The sequence below is a fragment of the Alcanivorax sp. HI0083 genome, assembly GCF_001635175.1.
This window is the reverse complement of the sequence record NZ_LWFX01001618.1, coordinates 1-593: the sequence shown is the minus strand read 5'-3', so window position 1 is coordinate 593 and position 593 is coordinate 1. Positions and strand designations below refer to the sequence as shown.

Annotated in this window: 1 protein-coding gene; it reads left to right on the top strand. The window is 49.2% G+C overall.

The window, feature by feature from the left end:
• A partial coding sequence (locus A3754_RS28225) for a hypothetical protein (RefSeq protein ID WP_063521536.1) occupies positions 1-388 on the top strand: 388 nt, incomplete at its 5' end.
• Positions 389-593 lie beyond the last annotated feature (205 nt).

Here is a 593-nt window from a genome sequence, read left to right as displayed (position 1 = left end):
CTACTTTTATTTCATCGACCACCGCCAGACCCATCACCATAAATACTTTAGCCACTGGCCCAGTCTGTGGATCGGCCTGCTGTGTACCTCAATGCTGGCAACCGGTCTGACAAGAAAACAGTCGCTACCCTTTCTCACCTTGATCTTTTCCCTGGGTGGCTTGCTGCACATGCTGCTGGATAGCGTTGTCGGTGATATCTGGTGGCTAGCACCCTTTGTGGATCGGCCTTACGCGTTATTCACTGTGCCCGCACACTTTCAGCCCTGGTGGTTTAACTTTGTGTTGCACTGGTCGTTTGTCATAGAGTTGCTGATTATTCTATGGGCCACAAAACGATACCGCTGGATTAAACGGAACAGGAAAACGGTCGAAGGTAGAAGAAAGTAAACGTTCCAGAGGAGAGGAATCGTTTAAGCACGAGGCGCAAACATGATAATGGCCGGTAGTGTTCAGAATTCTGTGTCACTTCTTTAATCTACACACCAAAGAGGTGATACATGACCAAACCCACATTCGACATTGATGCTGCTCTCAAGGCCCTACAGGAAGGCAAAGACCTGACCGGCAAAGACGGCATTCTCACGCCGCTGAT